Annotated in this window: 15 protein-coding genes; 11 read left to right on the top strand and 4 right to left on the bottom strand. The window is 59.3% G+C overall.

The annotated features are described in order from the left end of the window. Window positions 1-341 precede the first annotated feature (341 nt). Window positions 342-1,493, bottom strand: a complete 1,152-nt coding sequence (locus ACR0K1_RS08475; protein WP_480849936.1) for an adenylate/guanylate cyclase domain-containing protein — start codon at window positions 1,491-1,493, stop codon at window positions 342-344. 237 nt (window positions 1,494-1,730) lie between these two features. On the opposite strand from ACR0K1_RS08475, the gene ACR0K1_RS08470 reads away from it, so the two are divergent. The 4 genes from ACR0K1_RS08470 (at window position 1,731) to ACR0K1_RS08455 (ending at window position 4,959) form a co-directional block, all read left to right on the top strand. Then, complete coding sequence (locus ACR0K1_RS08470; RefSeq protein ID WP_480849934.1) at window positions 1,731-2,618, top strand: helix-turn-helix domain-containing protein; 888 nt, start codon at window positions 1,731-1,733, stop codon at window positions 2,616-2,618. 113 nt (window positions 2,619-2,731) lie between these two features. Then, entirely contained in the window at window positions 2,732-3,685 is a 954-nt protein-coding gene (locus ACR0K1_RS08465; RefSeq protein WP_480849932.1) for an alpha/beta hydrolase, read from the top strand. A gap of 60 nt (window positions 3,686-3,745) precedes the next feature. Then, window positions 3,746-4,255 (top strand): nuclear transport factor 2 family protein, encoded by a 510-nt coding sequence (locus ACR0K1_RS08460; protein WP_480849930.1) that lies wholly within the window; start codon window positions 3,746-3,748, stop codon window positions 4,253-4,255. 11 nt (window positions 4,256-4,266) lie between these two features. Further along, window positions 4,267-4,959 (top strand): SDR family oxidoreductase, encoded by a 693-nt coding sequence (locus tag ACR0K1_RS08455; RefSeq protein ID WP_480849928.1) that lies wholly within the window; start codon window positions 4,267-4,269, stop codon window positions 4,957-4,959. A 1-nt stretch (window position 4,960) separates the two neighbouring features. Here the strand turns inward: ACR0K1_RS08455 and ACR0K1_RS08450 are convergent, their stop codons facing one another. Then, complete coding sequence (locus tag ACR0K1_RS08450; protein ID WP_480849926.1) at window positions 4,961-5,797, bottom strand: LysR family transcriptional regulator; 837 nt, start codon at window positions 5,795-5,797, stop codon at window positions 4,961-4,963. Window positions 5,798-5,888: 91 nt separating this feature from the next. Here ACR0K1_RS08450 and ACR0K1_RS08445 point away from each other — a divergent pair, with 91 nt between their 5' ends. Together ACR0K1_RS08445 and ACR0K1_RS08440 are read left to right on the top strand one after the other, a co-directional pair. Then, window positions 5,889-6,884 (top strand): quinone oxidoreductase family protein, encoded by a 996-nt coding sequence (locus ACR0K1_RS08445; protein ID WP_480849924.1) that lies wholly within the window; start codon window positions 5,889-5,891, stop codon window positions 6,882-6,884. A 26-nt stretch (window positions 6,885-6,910) separates the two neighbouring features. Continuing rightward, complete coding sequence (locus tag ACR0K1_RS08440) at window positions 6,911-7,651, top strand: SDR family oxidoreductase (RefSeq protein WP_480849922.1); 741 nt, start codon at window positions 6,911-6,913, stop codon at window positions 7,649-7,651. Between the two features lie 164 nt (window positions 7,652-7,815). Here ACR0K1_RS08440 and ACR0K1_RS08435 read toward each other — a convergent pair whose 3' ends face one another. Continuing rightward, window positions 7,816-8,760: an alpha/beta hydrolase gene (locus ACR0K1_RS08435; protein WP_480849920.1), complete on the bottom strand. Its 945-nt coding sequence runs from the start codon at window positions 8,758-8,760 to the stop codon at window positions 7,816-7,818. 91 nt (window positions 8,761-8,851) lie between these two features. Here ACR0K1_RS08435 and ACR0K1_RS08430 point away from each other — a divergent pair, with 91 nt between their 5' ends. Then, entirely contained in the window at window positions 8,852-9,469 is a 618-nt protein-coding gene (locus ACR0K1_RS08430; RefSeq protein WP_480849918.1) for a TetR/AcrR family transcriptional regulator, read from the top strand. A 69-nt stretch (window positions 9,470-9,538) separates the two neighbouring features. On the opposite strand, the gene ACR0K1_RS08425 is transcribed toward ACR0K1_RS08430, so the two are convergent. Then, entirely contained in the window at window positions 9,539-10,420 is an 882-nt protein-coding gene (locus tag ACR0K1_RS08425; RefSeq protein WP_480849916.1) for a LysR substrate-binding domain-containing protein, read from the bottom strand. A gap of 177 nt (window positions 10,421-10,597) precedes the next feature. Between ACR0K1_RS08425 and ACR0K1_RS08420 the strand changes: the two genes are divergently transcribed. Genes ACR0K1_RS08420 through ACR0K1_RS08405 form a run of 4 tightly spaced genes read left to right on the top strand, consistent with a single transcriptional unit; the run spans window position 10,598 to window position 15,580 of the window. After that, window positions 10,598-11,533: a sterol desaturase family protein gene (locus tag ACR0K1_RS08420; protein WP_480849914.1), complete on the top strand. Its 936-nt coding sequence runs from the start codon at window positions 10,598-10,600 to the stop codon at window positions 11,531-11,533. A gap of 22 nt (window positions 11,534-11,555) precedes the next feature. Beyond that, the gene (locus tag ACR0K1_RS08415) at window positions 11,556-12,635 is read left to right on the top strand and encodes a zinc-binding dehydrogenase (RefSeq protein ID WP_480849912.1); all 1,080 of its coding nucleotides are present in this window, start codon (window positions 11,556-11,558) and stop codon (window positions 12,633-12,635) included. A gap of 9 nt (window positions 12,636-12,644) precedes the next feature. After that, window positions 12,645-14,015, top strand: a complete 1,371-nt coding sequence (locus ACR0K1_RS08410; protein WP_480849909.1) for an MmgE/PrpD family protein — start codon at window positions 12,645-12,647, stop codon at window positions 14,013-14,015. Continuing rightward, window positions 14,012-15,580, top strand: a complete 1,569-nt coding sequence (locus tag ACR0K1_RS08405; RefSeq protein ID WP_480849907.1) for a trimethylamine methyltransferase family protein — start codon at window positions 14,012-14,014, stop codon at window positions 15,578-15,580. The genes ACR0K1_RS08410 and ACR0K1_RS08405 overlap by 4 nt, the downstream gene beginning before the upstream one ends. The last annotated feature ends 59 nt before the right edge of the window (window positions 15,581-15,639 follow it).

Below are 15,639 nucleotides of genomic sequence, written 5' to 3'. Positions count from 1 at the left end.
AGGATTTCGAGGTGGGTGATCAGAGCCGGTTCGCAGAAGGTGCAGCTTGGTCTGACGTTGTAGACCGAGCTGAACCGTCGGTCCCGCCTAAATGGGCATGAGCAGAGTGTCTTAGCGGGGTGTGTGGGTCAGAGCCATCTGATCCACCGTCTCGTCCCGTAGAAAACCCGTGAGGCAGGCCTCGGGATAGTTGGGCTGGTGACACATATCGGATGTTCGAATGGCTTGGGATCGCTGTGAAGCCTAGTGCAGATTCTTCTGGCCCGGTCCCAGACGTCCAGATCGGTGATCGAAACGGTTGAAGTGACTGTTATTAAGAATTGAAATCAGAAACGGTTTGTTCAGACCTTGAACACTTCAATATCCGCGCGCAAACCGCGGATGGGATGGTAGCCGACTGACTCCGCATCACGCACCATGTGCTCTGCGACGCTCTGTGTCACCAGTATCTTTTCGTCAAGCGTCTTGCACAGGTCCTGAACGCGGCTGGCCACGTTCACAGCCTGACCGACGACCGTGAAATCTAAACGATCGGGGCTGCCGATATTGCCGAAGGTCACCCGCCCGAAATCGATGCCGATCACGAATTCGATGGCCTTTTGGCCTTTGGCGGCAGCTTTGTCGTTGTAATCGCGCAGATTGTCCAAGGCTTGATGTGCCGCCCCAACGGCCGCCCTGCAAGAGGCCTGAGCGCAATCATCAACATCAAAAACCGCAAGTATGCCATCCCCCATGAATTTCAGAACGTCGCCGCCTGTATCCTGAATGGGCGAGACGACCATCTCAAAATACTCACCCATCATGTTCAGCAAATCGGCCTCGGGCCAGGCCGAGGCTTTCTCGGTAAAGCCGCGGAGGTCGGCAAACAGGATCGCGGCAGAGACAGTCCTGTGTTCGCCGCGTTTTATTTGGCCCTGACCGATTTCCTCGGCCGGTCCATATCCCAGATAGGTTTGCAGCAGGCTCTTTTGCGAATGGCGCATTGCGATGGGTTCCAATGCAGCGGCAAGGGCGTAGCGCGTGTCTTCGATGTACAGGATATGCGCGTCCGAAAATCCTGTTTCTGCATTCGAGGTGAAACTGGTGCCCTGAACCGATCCGTTGCCGTGTTCCAGAGGGATGGCCAGAAAGTCGGTGGCACCCGTTTCGGCAAGTTCGGCATAAACCGGATGTTCAGCCTTGAGGTCGAGATCGGTCAGGCGTTTGCGCAATGGACGCCGCTGGGTGACGACATATTCGAAGGGGCTGCCATGCCACGCGCTGGTTGCCAGAACGGTGGTCGGTACGGTGTAGCGGCGGGTCTCTTCGGGTGTCCAGATGATGCCCCAGGCGCTGAGCAGTGGGTTGGAGTAGTTCTGAGCAATCCGCGCGCGGGACAAAGGGACACCAAGCGCCACCAAACCTTCGCAATAGCCCTGGACGATTTGCGTTTCATCGCCAAGCAACCGACCTTCGGAAGTTAGCCAGTGTTTCAGGTGATCAATCTCGGTCACGATGGTCTCAGAATCTGTTTTCGTGCTGATATTCTACCTATCGGTGGACGGGAAAGAACCCGTGCCGGCCCGAACTGTTGCCGCATTCGTAATGGCAGGGGGTTAGCCGTAGCTGTTCATCGACCATATGGAACAACACTTGACGGCTTGATCGGGACCAGTCAATCGCCCCAGTCCAGCGTTGTCTGCCATGCCGATACCTGCAAAGCTGGTTGCGTTCTCAGGCGGAGCCGGTGATTGCCCTTGAAATACGCTGATATCTATCCTTCGGAACCGCTGCTCAACAGTGATGCGATGCAGCGGCCTTCGGCGGCGGGGCTGATGTCTGTGCGATATTTTCAGGCGCAACCGGACCGCATGCCCGAGGATGTGTTTTCCGAACATCATGTCCTGTTGAACCTTCAGGAAAACGGCCACCGGGTGAAAAACTGGCGGGATGGTGCGTTGCGGGATTTCATCTTTCTAAAGGATGAAGTCATCGTGACCCCCGCTGGGATGCGGTCGGGATGGCAATGGTACGGGCAATCCGACGTAATCGTCATCACCTTGCACCCGGACAAGGTACAGAACTTTGCCCAGTCCGAACTTGGGATGCTGCTGGCACCGGAACAGTTTCACGACCTGCCGCAGTTTTCCGACCCCGATCTGTGTGCCGCCGGTGTCATTCTGCGCGATGCGCTGGAAACCAACGACATGTCCTCGGTCGTCATGTTCGAGGCCATGAGCCGGGTGTTTCTGGTCAAACTGCTGCAGAAATACGGAAAACGCCGCGCGGAAGAGGTTGAGTTGTCGGCGCGTTTCACGTCTCAGCATTATCAACGGGTGCTGGCCTATGTGCAGAACCGGTTGGATCAGACGATCACCGTCGAGCAGATGGCGTCTGAGGCGGGTATGAGCCCCTCGCATTTCGCGCGGGTGTTCAAGGAAACGCTGGGCTCGACGCCCATGCAATATGTCATGGCCTATCGGATCGAACAGGCGATGAAGATGATGGAGGATCAGGCGCGTCCTTTGGGGGACATCGCTTTGGCCTGCGGGTTTTCCGACCAGGCGCATTTCACCCGCAGCTTCAAACAGGTGGTGGGGCAAACCCCGCGAGCGTTTCGCGCAACAAACACAACCTGAAGCAGGATCTTTCAAAAACGCGGCAGTCCGGTGCAAGTTTGGCCGGTCCAAACCTCGTATCTCTTGGGTCATCGGGCTTGCGCCCTTTCAGAATGACCTTGGGAGATACCGCCATGAAAACCCTCGCTTTGAACACCGCCGCTGCGCTGATGGCCTCGACAGCCGCCGTCGCGCAGGTCGAAACCCGCACCGTGACGTTTGAGAACGAAGGCGCTGTCCTGTCCGGCACGCTGTACCTGCCGGAAGAGCGTGGTGAGAAACCGCTGCCGACAGTCGTCGTGACCGGGGCCTGGACCTCGGTTCAGGAGCAGATGCCTGCCAACTATGCCCGCGAAATGGCTGAACGGGGTTTTGCTGCCTTCACCTTCGATTTTCGCGGTTGGGGCAAGTCGGGCGATCTGCCGAACCATGTGCGTTTTGTGGAAAGCCCCGAGGCCAAGACCTCGGACATCAAAGCCGCAATTGCATTTGTCGCGACCCTGCCCGAAGTGGACGCCGATCACATCAACGGTCTGGGGATCTGCGCCTCGGCCGGGTACATGGTCGATGCGGTGTCCGGCAACCCGCTGGTTCAGCGGCTGGGTCTGGTCGCGCCCTGGTTGCAGAACGCCGAGATCGTCGAGGCCGTCTATGGCGGCGCAGAAGGCGTTGCCGGGCTGATCGAAGTGTCCCACGCAGCCGAAGCCGCAGGGGGTCAGATCATTCCCGCCGCAGGCCCCGAGGGTGCCGAAGGTGTGCTGATGCCGATTGGCGGCTACTATTACGAAGCCGACCGTGGCGCGATCCCGGAATACGACGGCAAGTGGGACAACGCAGGCTGGGAAGGCTGGCTGACCTATCATCCCGCCGACAATCCGCAGCGTCTGGACAAGCCTCTGGCCGTTGTCCATTCGGAAAGCGCGGCGATCCCGCAGGGTGTGCAGACCTTTCTGGCCGGGTTTGCGGGCGAAGCTACGGCGCAATGGCTGGAAGACGTCACTCAGTTCGATTTCTACGACAACCCCGAGGATGTCACTCGTGCCGCGGACGCGGTGGCCGTCCACTTTAGCGCCGGTCTGAGCAACTAAGACCCGTCGGGACGACGGACGACCCTTCGGCGTCCCCCCTCAGTCAATCGGAGACTTCCCATGCACAGAAAACTCACATCCACCCTTGCGGCCGTGACCATGATCGGAACCGCAGCGTTTGCCGAAGAACAGGTCGGCATCTCAACCGCGATCACCGACATTGCGGCAGGGGCCGACCGCCACGACTGGACCCGCGTGCGGGCCGCATTTGCCGACACCGTGACCATCGACTACACCAGCCTTTGGGGCGGAGAACCGGCAACACAACCCGCCGATGACCTCGTGGCGGGCTGGGCGGTATTCCTTCCCGGCTTTGACAGCACGCATCACATGGTGACCAACCACGCAATCACCTCGCTGACCGACAACGCGGCCACGGCGCAGGCCGATTTCACCGCGACCCATAGCCTTGATGATGGGTTGTGGGTGCTGGGCGGTCGGTACGATTACAAGCTTGAGAAATTGAATGACCGCTGGGTTGTCACCTCGATGACCATGACCGCATTGTGGGAAACCGGCGACCGTGGCCTTGTTGCCACCGCAGGGGAACGCGGCGCGCAGGCAAACTGACCGAGGTGATCATGACGACACAGCGAATTGCCCTAGTGACCGGGGCCAACCGGGGGATCGGCAAAGAGGTCGCGCGCCAACTGGCGCGGGATCATGGATTGAAAGTCCTGATGGGCGCGCGTGATCTGAGGAAAGGACAAGTCGCAGCGCAGGAGGTTGGGCACGATGCGGAAGCGGTAGAGTTGGATGTGTCCGATCCGGCCTCGGTCACTGCGGTTTTCGCGCAGATCGAAGCCAGCTTTGGCCGTCTCGATGTTTTGGTAAACAACGCAGGCGTGGATTACGACACGGATCAGCAGGCGCATCGCGCCGATCTTGATCGTGTGCGCCGTGGGTTTGACACCAACCTCTTTGGCCCATGGGCCACGACAATCGCCGCAGTCCCGCTGCTGCAAAACGGGCAGGGTGCCCGGATCGTCAACGTGTCGTCGGGCGCTGGGGCACTGACCGGCATGTCAGCAGGAACGCCCGGTTACGGTCTTTCCAAGGCGGCGCTGAATGCGCTGACCATCAAAACGGCGGCGGAACTGAAACCAAAGGGCATCCTCGTCAACGCTGTTTGCCCCGGATGGGTTGCCACGGATATGGGCGGCGGGGGACGTCCGGTGCCCGAGGGTGCCAAAGGGGTCGTCTGGGCGGCAACCTTGCCGCAAAACGGCCCGACCGGCGGGTTCTTTCGCGACGGCGTCGCGATTGATTGGTAGGCTATCCGGGCACCATGAAATCAATCAGTTTCCTGACCCGTGCAGGCAAAAGGCGTCGGCTTGGATAGACGGCAAACATGGCTCGGGTCAGGGGCACAGCATCCTCGACCTCGAGCGGGTGCAGGTCGCCATGGACCATATCTGCGGGCAACATTGCGACACCCAGATTGCGCTGCGCAGCCTGAGCGATGACATCAAGATCGCTTAAACTGTGCGCAATATGGGACGGCCGCACCGTCTCGCCGGTCTCCAGCACCCAGGGTTGACCCGCCGCCAACGCGGGCAATTCCTGAAACTCCTGACGCGAGATTGGTGCGCTCAGCCCGTGGTCCCGGATAAATCCCGCCCCGGCGCAAAACCGATAGGGCACCGACCACAGCCGCTTGGCGATCAGACCGGAATCCGTCAGGGGCCCGAGGCGAAACGCCAGATCGATATTGTCCCGAAAGAAGTCCAGCAACACGTTCGTTGTGGTCAGCTCAAGCTCAACGTCCGGGTTCTGCTCCGCAAATCCCAGCAAACGCGGGCCTATGGTTGTCCGGGCGGCCAGTGGCGGTGCAGTGATACGGATGATTTGCCGTCTGGTCTCGTCCGCGAAACCCGAAACGCTCTGAAGGGCTTCAATCGGGTCCTGACAGCGATCCAGAAGGCGGCGGCCCTCTTCCGTCAGGCGAACCTGACGGGTGGTGCGTTCAAACAGCTTTAGTCCCAGATGATGCTCAAGTTCGGCAACCCGGCGGCTGACCCGGCTTAGCGGAACGCCCAGCCGGTCCGCAGCCTTGGAAAAACTGAGGTGGTTGGCGACAACAGTGAACAGAGCAAGGTCATTATAGATCATTATCCTAATTTTGAGATAATCTGATCCAAAATCAACCATTATCACTAAAGGGCCCGAGTTCTACCTTCTGCGCAACAGAAGGAGACACATCATGCCGTTCGCTATTGAAATCACCCAGACCGGCGGCCCGGACGTTTTGCGCAAGACCGACCGCGCGGTTCCAGCCCCCGGTCCTCAAGAAGTTCTGATCCGCAACCATGCCGGGGCGGTCAACTTTATCGACACGATAATCCGCCGGGGCGAGATGCCCGAAGGGATGATCCCCGATCTGCCGCATGTGCCGGGTGTTGAAGGGGCCGGAGTTGTGGAAGCCTTGGGTGCGGGTGTCGAGGGGATCGCTGTGGGTGACCGCGTGGCGTGGATGGGGCCGATTGGTGCGGGCGGGTACGGCACGCATTCCGTGATCGCAGCGCCCTACGTGACCCGGTTGGCCGATACGATCAGCTTTGACACCGCTGCGGCGATCCCGGTCAACGCGATGACCGCCTATCACATGCTGGTCAATCTGGGCGGTGCGGCGGCGGGCAAATCCGTGCTGGTTCACGCCGCTGCAGGCGGTGTCGGCACCATGGCTCTGCACATCGCCAAACATCTGGGCATGACCGTGATCGCTTCGGCCAGCACCGACAAGCTTGGGTATGCCAAAGACCAAGGCGCCGATCACGGCATCGACTATCGCACCGAAGATGTCACAGCGCGGGTGATGGAGATCACCGGCGGGCGCGGGGTGGATCTGACGCTGAACCCGATCTCGGGCGAGTCATTGAAATCCGACCTCGACGCGCTGGCCCCGCTTGGCACGGCAGTTCTGTTCGGGTTCCTTGCCGGTCCGCCAACAGGCAGCTTTGCCGAAGATCTGGCGAAGCATTTCCAGAAATCCGTCTCGGTCCGGGTCAGCGACATTTACACCTATTACGTCAACGACCCCAATGGATTCAGAGCGGATATGGAGACGGTGTTCAACCTGCTGAAGACCGGCGTTCTGCGCCCGCAGATCACCACCTTGCCCATTGCAGAAGCCACCGAGGCGCACCGCCGTCTGGAAGCAGGCGAAATCACCGGCAAGCTGGTGCTGAGCATCGACTGACCAACCTGACAAAAAGGAGCTAAGCAATGAGCACGGTTTTCGAACCCGCCCTGAAAGACAAACATATCGTCATCGTCGGCGGCAGCAGTGGCATGGGTAAGGCCACCGCAAAAATGGCTACCGCCCTTGGCGCGAAGGTCACCATTGCCAGCCGCAACTCGGCCAAGTTGCAGGCCGCAGCGGAGGAAATCAGGGGCGGGGTGCAGATCGCGCCAGTGGACACGACGGATGAAGTTGGCGTGGCATCCTGGGCCGGCGGGCTGGGACCGGTGGATCATCTGGTGATCTCGGCCTCAAGCGCTGCGCGTGGAGCGTTCACGGATCTGCCCACGGACGATCTGCGCGCCATGGTCGAGGCAAAGTTCATCGGCCCCTATGTGGCTGCGCGCGAAGTCTTGCCTGTGTTGGTCAAAGGCGGCTCCATCACATTCTTTTCCGGCGTCCTCAGCCGCCGCCCATCTGCCGGAGCCTCGGGTCTGGGTGCGGTGAATGCGGCGGTCGAGACGCTGGCGAAAGGGCTGGCGCTGGAGCTGTCCGGCCGCGCGCGGGTGAATTGCATCAGCCCCGGCATGGTCGCAACCGAAGCCTATGCCGCAATGCCGGATGAGGCGCGCGAGCGTATGTACACCGAGGTTGGCAGCAGCTTGCCCGTCGGGCGTGTCGGTAAGGCCGAAGACGTCGCTTTGGCTGCGGTCATGGCCATGACAAACGGGTTTCTGACGGGCGCGGTGCTGGATGTGGATGGCGGCCATCTTGTCCGCGATTGATGCCTTGCCCAAGTCCGGCATAAGGGACGTAACATGCCAGCCAAGGTCTTGGGCTGGCATTGATTAAAGCTCTGGCAAATCCCATGCGGAGCGTTTGCCGCTGATACCGCGATCATACGACTTTGAGAGGGCAGAGGTCGCAGTGCGACCTCTGCCAAATCGGTTTACCGGTCGAAGAATTCCGCCACGGCGTCGGTCGATGCCTTCACGGCCTCGGGCTTGTAGTAGAAATCCACGTGGCCGAATTCGTCGAAGGTCAGTTCCTCATGCTCATTTGTCAGCTTTTCGACAAACTGGGTCGAGCAAATCGCTGTAAATGCCGACGTGCTGTAGATGGTCAGAGAGGGCTGCACGATCTTGTCGGCATAGGCTTCCCCGATAGAGATAAGGGATTGCATGCCCTGATCGCCGATATGCATGTTCGAGTAGGTCGGAACCGCCGTTGGCCCTTTCACGCCGTCGCGCCCGTAATAGTCATAGGATTCTCCGGCCATCGGATTGACGCCCAGATCAGTGAACTCTTGTCGAGACATCTCGTCGTTCAGGCCGAAGGGGGCCACGACATCGGGCTGGCCTGTCTCGTACATCTTTTGCTTCGACGCGTTCGCGGCCGCGATCTGCTGATTGGCCATGTCGCGGTCGGCCCATTGGAATGCATCCGCCGCCATCATGCCCGATACCATGGCGATCTTCTTGATCCGGTGATCGGTCACGGCTGCCGATGCGATGATCGAGCCGCCCTGGCACACGCCCAGACCGTAGATTTCTTCGACGCAGGGAAGTGTTCCAAGGTAAGAAACCGCGTCCCAGGTGTTTTCAATCAGGCGGAACATGTAGCGGGACCGTTTGTGCTCACCCGGCAAGGCCGGGGAGTCGCCCATGCCCAGGTAATCGAAGCCCAGATAGATGAAGCCCCGGGCGGCCATTTCCGGGCCGTAAGTAGCCGGAATCTGATCCTTGACCTGCGGGAACGGGCTGGCGCCCACGATTGCCTTGTACGTCTTGGTCTCATCAAAACCTTCGGGAAGGTAAAGATCGCCAGCCAAATCCACTCCAAAGGATTTGAAGGTTACTTGGTTTTTGCCAGCAGTCAGAGTTTGGGAAGCCATAACTCGTATCCTTTCGGGTTGGTTGGCATCTCGCCTTGCCAAAGTAAATCGTTCTGTTTACTTATGTTGTGGATCTCGTGTTTGTAAACACATGATTTTACTTTTTGAGGCAAAAATCGTGAAGCGTACTGAAAAGAAAAGAAAAGATATCATCGATGCTGCCATCGAAGAGTTCCGCGAGCAGGGATTTCTGGGGGCCAAGACCACCTCGATCGCCAAAAAAGCGAATGTATCGAGTCGCACGCTCTACAATCATTTCGAAAGCAAAGAGGCGCTGTTCGAGGCGATCTCGGAGATTATGGTTGCCCAGAACCAGAGAATGGAGCCGGTGCCCTATGACCCGGATCGCGACTTCGTCGAACAATTGAAGGACGCTTTGTGGCGGTACATTGATGTGATCACTGACGAAACGGCGATAGGTTTGAACCGGATGGTCATATCGGAACTGATCCGTGACCTTGATCGCTCCCGCCAATTCTTCACGGAAACGGCAACCCATGACTACCCGATAACAAGGCTGATCAGCGAAGCCATGGACGCAGGTGTGATCCGCACAGCCGATCCTGCCTTGGCGACCAGCCAGCTTCTGGCGCTGGTCAAAAACTTCTTCTTCTGGCCCGAGTTTTTCCTGGGAGAGAACCCAACACCCAAAAACGTATTGGACGATTGTGTCGCAATGTTCATGGCACATTACAGGCGGGACACGTGAAGGTTCCGGCCACGGCATCAGTTTCGGCTACGGAACTTCAAAACAGCATCGTCGGGTCAGAGCAGCGTTCTAAGACGCGAGAGAGGACACCCAATTCCAAAGCGTTCTGGCAGACGGGCTGTTTTCTGCCCTTTCGGTCAGGCAGGCGAAATAGCCCCTGTCGGTTTCAACGGTCCTCTCAGTCAGACGGACCAACTGGCCCTGATCCAGCAAACTCTGAAACAGCGTCTCCCATCCGAGAATGATGCCGTCGCCATTTAGCGCGGCCTGCAGGTATACCATGAATGAGGTGAACCTTTGCTCGGATCTGGGGGCGGGTAGTGAAATGCTCGTTCCCTGAAAGTACGTTTCCCAGTCACGTGCGTGAACACCGGTGGACAGATGCAGCAGTTCAAACCGTGCGAGGTCTTCCAGCGCATCGCCGACCGGCCGAAACACATCCGGCTTTCCGACAGGTATTAGCTTCTCAGAAAATATGCGTTTGGTCTGAGTGTTAGGCAGATTTTTCGGCTCATCGAACACGATAAGGACGTCTGCCTGCGCGCTTCTGTAAGCCTCATTCTGATCGCGGGAAACAAGTTCGACCGCGATATCGGGATGCTCCAGCCGAAAATTCGCCAGATGTTGCATCAGGTAGCAGCTAGCAAATCCGATTGTCGTGTTCACCACCACGACATTCCGATCCTGTTGCGCCCTTATGTGATTCAAGGCCTCTGTGACCTGAGCGACCCCGCCTGAGATCGCACGGAACAAAAGGTCTCCTTCCGCCGTCAGGGCCGCAGTTGGGCGTGTACGAACCAGGAGTTTGACGCCAAGCTCGTCTTCCAGTTCCGCAACCCGTCTGCTGATCGACGGTTGCTGTACGTTCAGTTCACTTGCAGCGCGGGTGAAATTCAGATGCCGGGCCACAGCTTCAAAGGCAGTAAGGAGTTTCCAGTTCAGTGCCGGCATCGCGCATTCCCTCATGGAATAGTTAGCATAGCTCTTTTAGGCGTTCTCAGAAGCCCGGCAAAAGCCCAAAAATGAAACTGACACGTCAGTTGACGGGCTTGCTTGCGAATGAATGCGCATATCACGGATCATCCCGTCCCCGAGGGCGGTGCCAGAGAATGGGCATGGAACCCTGCAATGCCCATTCCTGTGAGCCCGGTTTTTGCCTGGCCGCCACGCCCTGTCCAAGCGGTCAAATGGCTTGCGTCCTATTGGCTGGCGTTGTCCTCGACCGTGATTGAACTGGCGCTGGCAATTGTGATCTGGTGGCTGTTTCAGCCGCCCTTAGAAGCAATACGAACGCTGGAACCTGCGTGGATCGCCGCGATCTGGTCGCGCAACATGGCGCTGTTGGTTCTGGTCGCAGGGGGGCTTCACCTCTGGCTTTGGCGGTGGCGCGGGCAGGGGACGACCACCAAGTTCGATGCGCGCGACCTGGCTGTCGACAACCGGAAATTCACCTTCCGAAACCAGGTTTTCGACAATGTCTTTTGGTCCTTGGCGTCCGGGGTCACACTCTGGACCGTTTACGAAGTTCTGTACTTCTGGAGCGCCGCCAACGGCTTTGCGCCAACCATCAGCCTAAGCGACGCGCCGGTCTGGTCGGTGGCGTGGTTTGTTTTGATCCCGCTTTGGGCGTCGTTCCACTTTTACTGGATCCACCGCCTGCTGCACTGGCCGCCAATCTACAAGCGGGTGCATTCCCTACATCATCGCAATGTCAACGTTGGCCCATGGTCGGGCATGTCGATGCATCCGCTGGAACATCTGGGTTACTTCTCGTCTGTTCTGATCCATCTCGTGGTTCCTTCAGACCCGATCCACGTAATCTTCCACCTCTACAACCTCGCGCTAAATCCGGCGGTCTCGCATGCAGGGTTTGAGAAGCTGTTTGTAAGGGATCGAAAGCGCATGGCGCTTGGGGACTTCTTTCACCAGCTTCACCATCGCTATTTCGAATGCAACTACGGTACGGCCGAGGTTCCCTGGGACGTTGTTTTTGGCTCGTTCCACAACGGCACGCCAGAGGCGACGCGGCGGATCCGAGACCGCAAGCGTCGATTGGGGCGCTGATATGCGGGCGCGGGCGGCAGTGATGTATGATGTGGGTGAAACCCTTCGCGTTGAAACGCTTGAACTGGCGGAACCGAAGGCCGGAGAAGTGCGCCTGCGGATGGGCGCGGCAGGTGTTTGCCATTCAGACTATCACGTCATGTCGGGCCAATCGGGTCATGAATTGCCCGTTGTGCTGGGGCACGAGGGGGCGGGGACGATCACGGCTGTCGGCGAGGGTGTCGAGACCCTCAGCGTTGGCGATCACGTCGTGCTCAGCTGGATCCCATACTGCGGCGAATGCTTCTTTTGCGACCGCGACCAAACCCATCTGTGCCAGACCTACAAAACCCCACTTTGGGACGGGACAATGATGGATGGCTCCTGCCGGTTTTCGAATGGCAACGGACCGGTCCGGCATCTGTCGATGCTCGCCTGCTGGGCTGATACCGTGGTCGTGCCGCAAGAGAGCTGCGTGCCGATAGACAAAGCTGTCCCGTTCGAAGTCGCCGCCCTTTTGGGATGTGCTGTCACCACCGGCGTCGGAGCGGCTCTCAACCGGGCCAAGGTCGCTGCGGGTGATCGGGTGGCGGTGATCGGAGCAGGCGGCGTTGGGCTGTCCATCATCATGGGCGCAAAACTTGCTGGCGCGGAACAGATCATCGCCGTTGACGCTTCACCCGAGGCTGAAACCAAGGCCCGGGCGCTTGGGGCGACGCATTTCCTGAATGCGAAACAGGACGTTGGCGCAGCAATCCGGGCGCTTACCGCGCATGGTGCAGACCATGTTTTCGAGGCGGTCGGCAAGCGCGCGTTGCAACGCGCGGCAATTGATTATTGCCGGCCGGGCGGTCAGGTCACCTTTGTCGGCATGGACGCCAATGATGCGACCATCGATCTGCCTTCGACCGGTATCACGCGGTCCGAGATCAACGTGACGGGCTCGATCTTTGGCTCTGCCTGCACGACGCGCGATTTCAAAGCCTATGGCCAGCATTTTCTGGAAGGAAAGCTGCCGATCGACCAACTGATCGGTCGCCGCTATAGACTGGAAGAGATCAATCTGGCCATTGACGATATGCTCTCCGGTAAACCCGGCCGCGGCGTCATCCTGTTTGACTAGGGTGGTGGCATGATCGAGACCGCACTCACGCGTCTTGCACAATTCGTGGCCGAGGATGGTCTGACCCCGGATCCGGCGACTATGGCGGTACTGCGAGACGGCGTGATCGACACGCTCGGATGCATGCACGCGGGCGCAAAAACTGAGGTCGCGCAACGCAGCCTATCCGCCGTCGATCAAATGGGCGGCGGCGGACCCGCCCGTGTCGTGGGTGCGTCGAGCCGTGTGTCGCGCCCGCATGCCGCGTTCCTGAATGCGGTTGCGGGGCACGCGCTGGACTTTGACGACTGGGAAATTCCCGGAAACACGCACCCCACTGTGGTCCTGGTGCCCGCCCTTTTGGCCATGGCGGACGCACGGACGGGTGGACGTGACCTGGCCCGCGCCTATCTTGCGGGCTTCGAGGTGATTGCCCGTCTCGGCGAAGGCCTGAATTTCGAACATTACGATGCGGGGTGGCACTCGACGGCGACGCTTGGCGCTATTGGTGCGGCAGCAGGCTGCGCGCGCTTGATGGGGCTGGACGCCTTGGCAACCACGCGGGCCATGTCTTTGGCTTGTAGCGCTGCCACCGGCTATACCTGCCAGTTCGGGTCACATGCCAAGCCGGTGCAAGCGGGCTTTGCCGCTCGGGCCGGGGTAGAGGCTGCCTGTCTTGCCAAAGCTGGCTTGAGCGCACAGCCTCATGTGCTGGATCATCCCCGTGGCCTCGCTGCGCTGATGGGCGGTCTGGATCGCAACCGCCTGTCAAAAGCGCTGTCAAAGCTCGGTCAGATCTACGCCCTGAGCGAACATGGACTTGTGCTGAAACCGTGGCCGAGTTGCGGCTACACCCATCGGATCATGACCTGCGCCTTGGCGCTGCGAAAGCGCATCGAAGTGGAAGATATTGCGCGTGTGATCCTCTGCATGCCGGATTTTCACGCCGCCGTTCTGCCTTTTGGCTCACCGAAGTCGCGATCAGAGGCGCTGTTCAGCGTGCCCTTCGTTGCCGCCATCGGCCTGCTGCAAGGCGACCTAACGCTTGCCGATCTTGATCGCGAAGCGTGGCAAGCGCCCGAGATTGCAAGACTGGCGGCGCGCTGCGAACTTCGGCCATTCAGCCCGAAAAGACCCGATCTGAACTACAGCCCGGAAGACCCGGATCGCATGGAATTAATCCTCGGATCAGGGGAACGCCATGAGGAACGCTGCGTCTATCCCATCGGCGCACCCGAGGTGCCGATGTCCCCGTGCCGTGTGATGGCAAAGTTCAACGCCAATCTCGGCCAAACGTCCAAGGCGAGCGCGGGGCGCGAAATCTGGATGCAGAAAGTGCAGGATTGGCCAACCGCACCATCCATCCTTGAACTCTTCTTTGAAAAAGGAGTCACCGCATGAACCGAACGAGATCCGGACGGAATGCGCGCCGTGCGGCCCGGCAGGGGGGCGCAGGTTCTGGCCCCACGACCTCGATCTGGCCCGGGATCGAAGGTGGGCGATACCGCCCGCTCCCCCAGAACGGGATCGCGGCCATTCATCGAACTGCACTTCGCATCCTCGCGGAAATCGGTTTCGCAAGGGCCACCCCGCGCTGCACCGAAACCATAGTCGCGGCCGGAGGTTCGGTTTCCGATGCCAGAAGACTGCTTTTCCCCTCTGACATGGTTGAGCGTGTTCTGGAAACGGCAGGCCGCGGGTTCAAGCTTTATGGTCAGGTGCCGGAATTTGATCTCGATCCATCAGGCACCCGCATCCATCTGGGCACGTCCGGGGCAGCCGTGCACATCGTCGACAGCGAGACTGGCGAGGTGCGTGATACAACTTTGGCAGACCTTCATGATATGGCCCGTCTAGCGCAGGCGCTTCCCAACATTCATATGTTTCAGCGCACTGTCGTGGCACGCGATATCCTCGATCCGCATGCGATGGAACTGAACACGGCCTATGCCTGCGCGGCGGGGACGAAAAAGCCCATTGGAACGTCGTTCAGTTCGGTTGAGACGATGCGGGCCGCCGTTGAAATGTTCCACATCATCGCGGGCGGAAAAGACGCCTGGCGCGCGCGGCCTTTTTGCTGCGTCTCGACCTGCTTTATCGTGCCGCCACTCACTTTCGCCGAAGAAGCACTGGGGATTATCGAGTGCGCCGCAGACACCGGAACACCCCTGAAGCTCGTGTCAGCCGGGCAAGCCGGAGCGACCAGCCCCGCCCCGCTGGCCGGAGCCGTTGCGCAGCAGACTGCCGAAGTGCTTGCCGGGCTGGTCTACGTCAACCTGTTGAACCCGGGCCACCCTGCGCTTTTCGGGGCGCTGCCCTTTGTCAGCGATCTGCGGACCGGCGCCATGTCTGGCGGCAGCGCGGAACAGGGTGTTCTGATGGCGGCATGTGCACAGATGGCGCAACACTACGGAATTCCCTGCGCGGTCAGCGCAGGTATGACGGACGCCAAGCTACCCGACTTTCAAGCGGGCTACGAAAAAGGCATCACCGAGCTTTTGAGTGCTTTGGCCGGTGCCAACCTGATTTACGAAGCCGCCGGCATGTACGGGTCCTTGTTAGCCGCAAGCAAGGAAAGCTTCGTTCTCGACAATGACCTCATCGGATCGGTCATGCGCGCGACGCGCGGGTTTGAGATCAACGACGATGCGCTGGCCTTCGACGTCATACGCGACGTCTGCCTTGGGGGCCCCGGGCACTTTCTTGGTAGCGATCAGACATTGGGACGGATGCAAAGCGACTATTATTACCCGGCGCTGGCTGATCGTGCGACACCGCAAGCCTGGGCGGACGCTGATACCCCATCCTTGTTGCAAACCGCCCGAGAGAAGACGAACGAAATTCTGAGCCAACCTTCAGAACCGGTTTTTGGGTCAGACAGAAATGCGCAGATCATGAAGCGATTTCCAGAAATTTTGGGTGCTTGGTCCGGCCAGCGGGCTTTGGACGCTTCGACAAACCAATAGATGGCTAGGCCTGCGAGGGACCATTGTTGCGGGTGGCTAAAGTTGAACTAGATTCGCAG

It is taken from the genome of Ruegeria sp. F5, from assembly GCF_056533845.1.
Note: the sequence above shows the minus strand (reverse complement) of the source record. Positions and strands in the feature narration are given on the sequence as shown.

Bases quoted from the DNA above. Each gene is read 5' to 3' on its own strand.
- ACR0K1_RS08450 (WP_480849926.1), bottom strand. From the start codon at position 5,797: ATGATCTATAATGACCTTGCTCTGTTCACTGTTGTCGCCAACCACCTC.
- ACR0K1_RS08415 (WP_480849912.1), top strand. From the start codon at position 11,556: ATGTATGATGTGGGTGAAACCCTTCGCGTTGAAACGCTTGAACTGGCG.
- ACR0K1_RS08455 (WP_480849928.1), top strand. From the start codon at position 4,267: ATGACGACACAGCGAATTGCCCTAGTGACCGGGGCCAACCGGGGGATC.
- ACR0K1_RS08460 (WP_480849930.1), top strand. From the start codon at position 3,746: ATGCACAGAAAACTCACATCCACCCTTGCGGCCGTGACCATGATCGGA.
- ACR0K1_RS08465 (WP_480849932.1), top strand. From the start codon at position 2,732: ATGAAAACCCTCGCTTTGAACACCGCCGCTGCGCTGATGGCCTCGACA.
- ACR0K1_RS08445 (WP_480849924.1), top strand. From the start codon at position 5,889: ATGCCGTTCGCTATTGAAATCACCCAGACCGGCGGCCCGGACGTTTTG.
- ACR0K1_RS08435 (WP_480849920.1), bottom strand. From the start codon at position 8,760: ATGGCTTCCCAAACTCTGACTGCTGGCAAAAACCAAGTAACCTTCAAA.
- ACR0K1_RS08440 (WP_480849922.1), top strand. From the start codon at position 6,911: ATGAGCACGGTTTTCGAACCCGCCCTGAAAGACAAACATATCGTCATC.
- ACR0K1_RS08430 (WP_480849918.1), top strand. From the start codon at position 8,852: ATGATTTTACTTTTTGAGGCAAAAATCGTGAAGCGTACTGAAAAGAAA.
- ACR0K1_RS08425 (WP_480849916.1), bottom strand. From the start codon at position 10,420: ATGCCGGCACTGAACTGGAAACTCCTTACTGCCTTTGAAGCTGTGGCC.
- ACR0K1_RS08405 (WP_480849907.1), top strand. From the start codon at position 14,012: ATGAACCGAACGAGATCCGGACGGAATGCGCGCCGTGCGGCCCGGCAG.
- ACR0K1_RS08410 (WP_480849909.1), top strand. From the start codon at position 12,645: ATGATCGAGACCGCACTCACGCGTCTTGCACAATTCGTGGCCGAGGAT.
- ACR0K1_RS08420 (WP_480849914.1), top strand. From the start codon at position 10,598: ATGCCCATTCCTGTGAGCCCGGTTTTTGCCTGGCCGCCACGCCCTGTC.